This is a genomic window from Rhodococcus sp. NPDC006774, from assembly GCF_040636045.1.
Taxonomy (GTDB): Bacteria; Actinomycetota; Actinomycetes; order Mycobacteriales; family Mycobacteriaceae; genus Rhodococcoides.
The window spans coordinates 42,502-50,976 of the sequence record NZ_JBEYIW010000027.1 but is presented as its reverse complement, the minus strand read 5'-3'; the positions used below and the strand labels follow the sequence as shown (position 1 = coordinate 50,976).

The following is an 8,475-nucleotide window of genomic DNA, read 5'->3' as shown; positions in this document are numbered from 1 at the left end:
CTCAGGCCGGTGTGCACGTCCGCGTGATACGCCGCGATCGCGAGAATCAGCCAGCGTTCCAATTCTCGCAACGTCAGCGCTGCTGTGCCCTCCGAATCGTAGCTGCCCCGCTGCGTCGGGTTCGAAAACGTGGTGCCGGGTAGTTCGTGGACCTGGGTCATGACGGTGCCGATGATGCGTTCGACGATCCCGCCGTAATGCGGCCTGCCGGGTGGGCGGTAGCCGAGGTCGATGCCGTGCTGCTCGCAACCGCGCCGTAGCGCTTCGCTTTTGAACTCGGAGGCGTTGTCGACGTACAAGGCGCGCGGCTTTCCGGCCATCGGCCAACGCACATCCGCGCCGAGGCCCAGGGCGTCGATCCATACGCTCTTGTCCGAGCACACCCGGCCCAGACACAACCCGACCGACACTGCGGACGGAGGATCGAGTGTCACCACGAACCCTGGCACGCAGCGGCTAAAGACGTCGACGGCAATCGTGAGATAAGGACGACCGATCGGTGCCCGGTCGTATTCGTCAACGATCATCAGATCGACCACGGTGTGATCGATCTGGACTTGCTGCAGAACGGCCGTCACCGGCGGCGGGACATCGCCCGCGGATTGCCGCGATCGGGCGGCGTCCGGTCCGCCACGAGAGCGTGCGACGCGGCCCGGGTGCATTGCTGCGATCCGCGCGGTGACTGTGTTGCGGGCTGGAATCGGCAGTCCAACGCGGTGGCAGGCCAGCGCGATACGACGATGCAGTGCAGCGACACTGAGTTTCTGGCGAGCCAGAAACTCACGGTTGATGTGCTCGGCGATCACTTCTTCCACCTCGGTCGGCATCCGAGAGCGGCCGCGCCCGCCTACAGGAGCGGAGACCAACAGATCGGTGACCGACCCTCCCCCATTCCGGAGCCTGGACAACAGTACGTACACACGCCGCGGCGAGACCCCCAACTGCTGCGCTGCATCCTCCACCACTGCGGTACCGATCGAGGATCGATCCACTAGTTCGCTGAGCACTGCGAACCGTGACCGTGCCTGCTCCCACTGCTCCGCCGACGCGGTCAGCACACCAGTCTCGGCGACATCGAACTTGTCCGCGTCCATCGCAGCCTCCGAACGCCCGGCCTGCGTGACCGACCGATTGTGCAGTCCACTTCTGCACTCAGAATGTCAGAAGACGACTGCAATCGGAGGTAAAACCCCAGGAATTTATGACGCCCACTTCTGAAACTGACATCACTCGTGTCAGTTTCAGAAGTCAGCTGCACTTGTTCAGAAGTGGGTGTCATACAGCCACTGTTAAAGGTAGACCTGTAGTCCGTCTCGAGCAGTCGCGGTCTTCCTACACGAAATGCGAACGTTCCCCTTTCGCCCGCGGCGGTGAACCTTCCCATTCATCACCCTCGCATCGATGATTTATACCCCTAGGGGTACTTGCATACCCCCCTAGGTATATGCAACAGTAGGTACACCCCGCCAGGAAGGATTGCCATGTGCTACCCCGTCGCATGCCCGACATGCGGTAAGACCACCTGGGCCGGCTGCGGGCGCCACATCGACAGCGTCATGAAGAATGTCCCACGGCCGCAGCAGTGATCCAGCTAGGCGCACCGGCTTTTTTCACTCCCTGTTTCATCGCTGACACCTCACCTTTAAGTCTTCGAGGAAGCTTTTGGGCCTTCGTGGCCTTGTCATATACCCCCACCCGTATTTAGGAGAATGCTATGTCCGTTCCCGCTACCGCGGCGGCTACCGACCGACACGACCGTGACCGGCCACCTGCACCTGGCGCACTCGGCCGCCTGGGGAGCGCGATGGTCACGCGTCGCCGCTGGGTGTTCGGTATCTGGCTGATCACCCTAATCGCCCTTGGATCAGCTGCACCAACGGTGTTTTCGTCGTTGGCCGGGGCCGGCTGGCAGGCCAACGGATCCGAATCCGTCCAGGTACGCGAACTCGCCCAGCAGCATTTCGGCGGCAACTCCTCTGCAGCAGTGCAGGTCGTCGTTCACTCCGACACCGCCTCGATCGACGACCCGGCGATGCAGCAGACACTCACCGACGTCGCGGCTGTGTTCGACAGCGACACCCGCTTCGGCGAGATCGTCGCCCCCCAGCCGGGCATGACCATCAGCCCCGACCGTCACACCGGCATCCTCATCGCCGGCGCAGACGCGAGTACCGACGACATGGTCAAAGCCGTCGACGAGGTCAAAGGCGAGCTGACCGCACTGTCCGGCAACGGTATCGAGATCTACCCCACCGGGTCGTCAGCACTGTGGTCGGACTTCAACAAAGCCAACCACGACGCCATGATCCAGGCCGAATTGTTCTCCTGGCCGGTCACTTTGGCGATCATGGTGCTCGCGTTCGGCTCTCTCGTCGCCGCGGGATTGCCGCTGCTACTCACCGTCGCCGGCCTGGTCGCATCCGCAGGCGGACTTGTTCTGCTCAACGGCGTCACGCCGATCTCGGTGTGGGCGATGAACTTCGCGATGATGTTCGCCCTCGCCCTCGGAATCGACTACGCCCTGTTCATCGTCGCCAGGTTCCGCGACGCACTGCGCAACGCCGATCCGCGTGCCGCGGTCGCCGAAACCATGGACACCGCAGGCAAAGCCGTGGTCCTGTCCGGACTGACCGTCCTGGTGAGCCTCTCGGCCGTCCTGCTCGTTCCCGCACCGGCGGTGCGCACCATGGCCGTCGGCATCATGCTCGCAGTGACGTTCGTGCTGATCGCCACCATGACCCTGCTCCCCGCAACCCTGGGTGCACTCGGCTCCAAGGTCAACGCCGCATCCTTGCCCTACGCCAAGCGTCAGCAGCACCGCTCCCCGAAATTCGCAGCCTGGGGTGAACTGCTGCACAAGCACCCCTGGCCGTTCGCTCTGGTGTCCGTGGGCATCCTCATCGCGCTGGCTCTTCCGGTCCTCGGACTGAAAGTGGCAATGCCCTCGATCTCTGTAGTGCCCGAGGACGCACCGGTTCGCCAGGGCTACGAGCTCGTCCAGGCCCAGTTCGGTGACGGCGCGCCCGGCGCACTGCAGATCGTCGTGCCAGCGTCGGATGCGGCCGCGACCGCCACCGCAGCCACTACCGTCGACGGAATCTCGATGGTCACCCCGCCTCAACCTGCGTCCGATGGCTCGAACTATTCACTGCTGCAAGCACTTCCCACCGTGGACCCTTCGGACGAGAGAATGGGCGCCATCCTCGGTGACCTGCGCGCACAGCTGCCGGAGTCGGCGTTGGTCGGCGGTGCGCCGGCGGAGAACCTCGATCTGCAGCAAGCACTGAACGACTACCTACCGCTGGTGATCGGCATCATTTTGGCGCTCGGTTTCATCCTGCTGCTCGTTGCGCTCCAAGCACCGCTGATCGCGATCCTCGGCACCGCCGTCAGTCTGCTCTCGACCGCGGCAGCGTTCGGGGTCGCGAAGCTGATCTTCCAGGACGGGCACGGTGCGTCACTGCTCGGCTTCACCCCGCAAGGCTTCCTCGACGGCTGGGGTCCGGTGTTCTTCTTCGCGATGATCTTCGCCATCGCCATGGACTACACCGTGTTTTTGCTCGCCACCGCGAAAGAGCACTACGAGAAGACCGGGGACCCGAAGGCAGCTCAGGTCGACGGGCTCGCGCACTCCGGCCGGGTCATCTTCGCCGCCGCCGCGGTGATGGTCGCCGTGTTCTTCACCTTCGCACTCTCCGATCCGCTCCCACCGAAAGAGATGGGCATCATTCTCGGTGTCGCGGTACTGCTCGATGCCTTCCTGATCAGGCTGATCCTGCTGCCGGTCTTGCTGCGTCTGACCGGTCACGCCGCATGGTGGTCACCGGCTTGGCTGCGCAAGGTGCTGCCGTCGATCAGCTTCTCTCACTGACACCCTCACCACACCGAACGGAGCACTGATGATCGATCCGAACACAACCCACTCGGCGGCATTCACAGGATGGCCGATCGAACGTATCGTCCCCGCCCTTGCTGCCGGTGTCACCGCCACCGGTCTGGCACTCGGCGAATTACACGCACCGCAGTGGCGACTACTGAGCGCGTTCGCTGCCGCGAACCTCGCCCTCTACGCAGCGGTCGGCTGGTGTCCGGCGAGCGCACTCCTCAGCCGGGTCGGCGTGCCGAGTATTCGTCGGCCCCTGAACGGGTAGACCTACATCACCGCAGTTTGATAATCGAAAGGAATTTCCCTCATGAACATCGCACTCTCGACCACCCTGACCGACACCGACTTCGCCACCGCAGTCGACTCCGTCAAAGCAGCCCTGTCCGATCAGGGATTCGGTGTTCTCACCGAAATCGACATGCAGGCCACGTTGAAGGCCAAACTCGACGAGGACATGGAGCAGTATCTGATCCTCGGTGCCTGCAATCCCACCCTCGCGCACCGCGCCGTCGGAGTCATGCGCCAGATCGGGTTGCTGCTGCCGTGCAATGTCGTCGTCCGCGCCGACACGAGCGCACCCGGATCGATCATCGTCGAAGCCATGAACCCCGACATCATGGTACAAGCGACAGGCGAACCAGCACTCTCCGACGTCGCCGCCGAGGCCACCACCAAGCTCCAGGCCGCTATCGACGCACTCGGTGGCCAGGACACAGCACACAGCTGATGACCCTGACGCTGGCCCTGGTTCTCGGCGTCGCCGTCGGCATCCTGCTCGGTCTCCTCGGCGGCGGTGGGTCGATCGTCGCCGTCCCGGTTCTGGTCTACGCCCTCGACCTGCCCCTGGCGGAGGCGATACCGACCTCGTTGCTGGTGATCGGTGTCGCCTCGGCGACCGGGGCCATCCCCAAGGTGCGGGCGAAGCTCGTCGAGTGGCGACTGGCGGCGATCTTCGCGGCCACCGGTATCGTCGGCACCCTGGTCGGCAGCGCCCTGGGAAGACATCTGCCCGAGGCCGCCGTGATGATCGGCTTCGCGATCGTCATGATCATCGCCGGGGCGCGGATGCTGGGAAGCACCGACGATGTCGGAACTGCCTGCAAAACAGGGAATTCCGGGATCGACTGGCGGCGGTGCGCACCACGGTCCATCCCGACCGGGTTCGGCGTCGGAGTCCTCACCGGACTGTTCGGCGTCGGCGGAGGATTCCTGATCATCCCCGCACTCGTGCTGCTGTTGGGAATCGAGATGAGTGTCGCCGTCGGAACATCGCTGGTGGTCATCGTCGCCAACTCCGCCGCCGGACTGATCGCTCAGGCCGACGGGCTCGGCGGGAACTGGCCGCTGACAGCCGCGTTCGCCGGTGCGGCGATCGCAGGCTCGCTGGTCGCCGGGCGACTGAGCACACGCATCGACACCGACAAGCTGCGCACGTGGTTCGCCTACCTGGTGTTCGCCGTCGCAGGCTACGTACTTGTCGACACACTCTTTCTTTCATGACCGGACGCACACACCGACCCGATGCCCCCAGGGGTAATCTGGAACGACTACCACCCTCACACCATCAGGAGATCGCAATGGTCGGCGACGAAGACAGCATCGCATTGGTACTCAACCGTCTGCGCCGCGCACACGGCCAGCTCGCCGGAGTGATCGGCATGATCGAGAACGGACGCGACTGCAAAGACGTCGTCACCTAACTCGCCGCAGTGTCCCGCGCCCTCGACAAAGCCGGCTTCAAGATCGTCGCCACCGGCCTCCGCGAATGCATGACCGGCGACACGGCCGACAACAAAGAACCCATGACCGAAGCGGAACTGGAAAAACTCTTCCTCGCACTGGCCTGAACGACACATTTCACGTCAGAAACGAGGCCGACCCGACAACACCGTAGGAGTACCCCATGAGCACGACCGATCCAGATATCGCCATCATCGAAACCTCGAGCCTGGGCGACCGCAGTTACCTGGTCAGCCACGACGGCATCGCCGTTGTGATCGATCCCCAACGTGACATCGACCGCGTCCTGGCATTGGCAGCGGAGAAGAACGCCACCATCACCCACGTACTCGAAACCCACATCCACAACGACTACGTCACCGGCGGCCTCGAACTCGCACGCGCCACCGGAGCCGAATACGTTGTGCCCGAGGGTGACCCGGTCGAATTCGAGCGACGGGCAGTGGGGGACGGCGATGTCGTCGACGCGGGATCGGCGACGTTTCAGGTCATGCACACCCCGGGCCATACACATCATCACGTCAGCTACGTACTGCAACTCGGAGACGAACCGATCGCAATCTTCACCGGCGGCTCGATGCTCTACGGATCCACCGGCCGCACCGACCTACTCGGCTCCGAACACACCGACGAGCTCACCCATGCCCAGTTCCACTCGGTCCGTCGAATCGCCGCCGAACTCCCCGCCGACGTCGAGGTCTACCCCACCCACGGATTCGGTAGCTTCTGCTCCGCGACCCCCACCAGCGGCGACTCGTCGACCATCGGTGAACAGCAACAGTCCAATCCCGCGCTGACCCAGGACGAACAAACCTACGTCGACGAGTTGATCGCAGGACTGTCGGCCTACCCCGCGTACTACGCCCACATGGGCGTCATCAACACCGAAGGCCCCGCACCGATCGACCTGTCCACCCCAGAACCCGTCGACCCCGACGAACTACGCCGCCGCATCGACGACGGACAATGGGTCGTCGACCTCCGCGCACGCACCGCCTTCGCTGCCGGACATCTCGACGGTTCCCTCGGCTTCGAGCTGTCGACGACATTCGTCACCTACCTCGGCTGGCTCTACCAGTGGGGTGCGCCGCTGACCTTGATCGGCGACACATCCGATCAAATCGACGAGGCCACAAGGGAGTTGGCACGTATCGGCATCGACCACCCCTCCGGCTCCGCTGTCGGAGAGATTCATTCGCTCGCCAGCGACGGGCGCGTACGGTCCTACGAAGTGTCCGACTTCGCCGGACTCGCCGCAGAGGACTCGGACATTGCAGTGCTCGACACCCGTCAACAGTCCGAATACGCGGACGGCCACATCCCCGGTGCGATCAACATTCCCCTCCACGAACTGCCGCACCGACTCGCAGAAGTTCCCGACGGCAAAGTGTGGGTGCACTGCGCCTCCGGCTATCGCGCCTCGATCGCGGCCTCACTACTCGACCGGGAACATCGCAGCGTGGTGCTCATCGACGACGACTACAACCGCGCAACAGATCTCGGACTCGACACCTCGAAGACATGACGAAATGCTTCGACGACCGAACGCGACGAGACAGGCGTACCCCCAGGGGGTATATGTTGGTATCATCGGCCGCATGCACTCAGTGAATCGGCACGGTCGACGGGGCACAGCTCCGACGGCAGCTTTACTGATTGCACTGACGGTGTTCGGTGTCCTGTTGATGCATTCGGTGACACCGATGTCGATGCCCGTGACCGGCTCGATGTCCACATCGATGAGCGGCGGCCATGCCTCGTTCGCAGCACCGTCCCACACGGACGCCACGGTTCCGGTGATGACCGGGGAACATGACTGCCCGTCGGGGCACCAGATGATGCATCCCTGCGTCGGCACGACGGTGTCGTGGCCCGCGCTGACGGTCCCGGCGATGAGCGCAGCCCTCGACCTGGCGCCGACATCGGTGAACCGGATCATTGGACGGGCCGACTCCACGCTTGAGCGTGCGCCGCCGTGGACGTTATGGGAGTTGGACAGATCGGTGACCTTGCGAGTGTGACAGGGAGCCCGGCAGACGCGTGTCTGTCGGCGGATCGAACGACATCCAATTCTCTGCACTACCCACTCTTGCAAGGAGTTTCCTCATGCGTACCAAAGTCATTGCCTCGATCGCTGCTGCCGCCGCGAGCGCGTTCCTCGTCGTCGGCTGTAGCGACAACGCGGCCGATTCGTCGATGGACGGCCATGCGATGGGATCGATGTCCTCGGCACCGATGTCCTCGGCCCAAGCAAGCGCGTCCGCAGAGTTCAACGATGCCGACGTGATGTTCGCGCAGATGATGTACCCGCATCACGCCCAAGCAGTCGAGATGGCCGACATGGCGAACGGCCGCACCGACAACCCGGAGGTGCTGTCGCTGGCATCGGCGATCGCCGCCGCGCAACAGCCCGAGATGGACCAGATGACCACCTGGCTCACCGAGTGGGGCCAGCCCATGCCCGACATGGACAGGGGTGACATGGGTGACATGGGTGACATGGGCGGGATGGACCACAGCTCCGGCAGCGGCATGATGACCGCTCAGGACATGGACGCGTTGATGGCAGCGTCGGGACCGGAATTCGACCGCCAGTGGTTGACGATGATGATCGCCCACCACACCGGCGCCATCGAGATGGCCAACACCGAAATCGCAGACGGTTCCAATCCTGACGCCCTGGAGATGGCCCGCACCATCGTCGCCACCCAGCAGCAGGAAATCGACACCATGCAGCGGCTGCTCGGCTGACCCGGCCCGCTATAGACAACGATGGCCGCATCCTCTCCGGCGGAGAAGGTGCGGCCATCAACGTTCCACAATTGTCAGGGCTGCGTTCCCGGTACGAG

At 63.7% G+C, this 8,475-nt stretch carries 8 protein-coding genes and 1 pseudogene; 8 read left to right on the top strand and 1 reads right to left on the bottom strand.

All coding sequences use genetic code 11. The features are described 5' to 3' along the window. A partial coding sequence (locus tag ABZ677_RS25335; RefSeq protein ID WP_358374396.1) for a DDE-type integrase/transposase/recombinase occupies positions 1 to 1,094 on the bottom strand: 1,094 nt, incomplete at its 3' end. 710 nt (positions 1,095 to 1,804) lie between these two features. Between ABZ677_RS25335 and ABZ677_RS25330 the strand changes: the two genes are divergently transcribed. The 8 genes and pseudogenes from ABZ677_RS25330 (at position 1,805) to ABZ677_RS25295 (ending at position 8,377) form a co-directional block, all read left to right on the top strand. Further along, complete coding sequence (locus ABZ677_RS25330; protein ID WP_358374403.1) at positions 1,805 to 3,871, top strand: MMPL family transporter; 2,067 nt, start codon at positions 1,805 to 1,807, stop codon at positions 3,869 to 3,871. A gap of 28 nt (positions 3,872 to 3,899) precedes the next feature. Further along, positions 3,900 to 4,151, top strand: a complete 252-nt coding sequence (locus ABZ677_RS25325) for a YgaP-like transmembrane domain (RefSeq protein ID WP_094639406.1) — start codon at positions 3,900 to 3,902, stop codon at positions 4,149 to 4,151. 42 nt (positions 4,152 to 4,193) lie between these two features. Further along, positions 4,194 to 4,613 (top strand): DUF302 domain-containing protein, encoded by a 420-nt coding sequence (locus tag ABZ677_RS25320; RefSeq protein WP_094639405.1) that lies wholly within the window; start codon positions 4,194 to 4,196, stop codon positions 4,611 to 4,613. Next, positions 4,613 to 5,386, top strand: a complete 774-nt coding sequence (locus ABZ677_RS25315) for a sulfite exporter TauE/SafE family protein (protein ID WP_094639404.1) — start codon at positions 4,613 to 4,615, stop codon at positions 5,384 to 5,386. Before ABZ677_RS25320 ends, ABZ677_RS25315 begins: the two co-directional genes overlap by 1 nt. 77 nt (positions 5,387 to 5,463) lie before the next feature. Next, positions 5,464 to 5,733 (top strand): annotated as a pseudogene (locus ABZ677_RS25310) (metal-sensitive transcriptional regulator). A 56-nt stretch (positions 5,734 to 5,789) separates the two neighbouring features. Next, on the top strand, positions 5,790 to 7,151 hold the full coding sequence (locus tag ABZ677_RS25305; protein WP_094639403.1) for an MBL fold metallo-hydrolase: 1,362 nt from the start codon (positions 5,790 to 5,792) through the stop codon (positions 7,149 to 7,151). Between the two features lie 73 nt (positions 7,152 to 7,224). After that, positions 7,225 to 7,647 (top strand): DUF6153 family protein, encoded by a 423-nt coding sequence (locus ABZ677_RS25300; protein WP_027494146.1) that lies wholly within the window; start codon positions 7,225 to 7,227, stop codon positions 7,645 to 7,647. Between the two features lie 85 nt (positions 7,648 to 7,732). Continuing rightward, the gene (locus ABZ677_RS25295; protein WP_008720034.1) at positions 7,733 to 8,377 is read left to right on the top strand and encodes a DUF305 domain-containing protein; all 645 of its coding nucleotides are present in this window, start codon (positions 7,733 to 7,735) and stop codon (positions 8,375 to 8,377) included. Positions 8,378 to 8,475 lie beyond the last annotated feature (98 nt).

What these genes read in the sequence shown, in the direction of transcription:
- ABZ677_RS25330 (WP_358374403.1), top strand. Translation starts at nt 1,805, where the DNA reads ATGGTCACGCGTCGCCGCTGGGTGTTCGGTATCTGGCTGATCACCCTA.
- ABZ677_RS25325 (WP_094639406.1), top strand. Translation starts at nt 3,900, where the DNA reads ATGATCGATCCGAACACAACCCACTCGGCGGCATTCACAGGATGGCCG.
- ABZ677_RS25320 (WP_094639405.1), top strand. Translation starts at nt 4,194, where the DNA reads ATGAACATCGCACTCTCGACCACCCTGACCGACACCGACTTCGCCACC.
- ABZ677_RS25315 (WP_094639404.1), top strand. Translation starts at nt 4,613, where the DNA reads ATGACCCTGACGCTGGCCCTGGTTCTCGGCGTCGCCGTCGGCATCCTG.
- ABZ677_RS25305 (WP_094639403.1), top strand. Translation starts at nt 5,790, where the DNA reads ATGAGCACGACCGATCCAGATATCGCCATCATCGAAACCTCGAGCCTG.
- ABZ677_RS25300 (WP_027494146.1), top strand. Translation starts at nt 7,225, where the DNA reads ATGCACTCAGTGAATCGGCACGGTCGACGGGGCACAGCTCCGACGGCA.
- ABZ677_RS25295 (WP_008720034.1), top strand. Translation starts at nt 7,733, where the DNA reads ATGCGTACCAAAGTCATTGCCTCGATCGCTGCTGCCGCCGCGAGCGCG.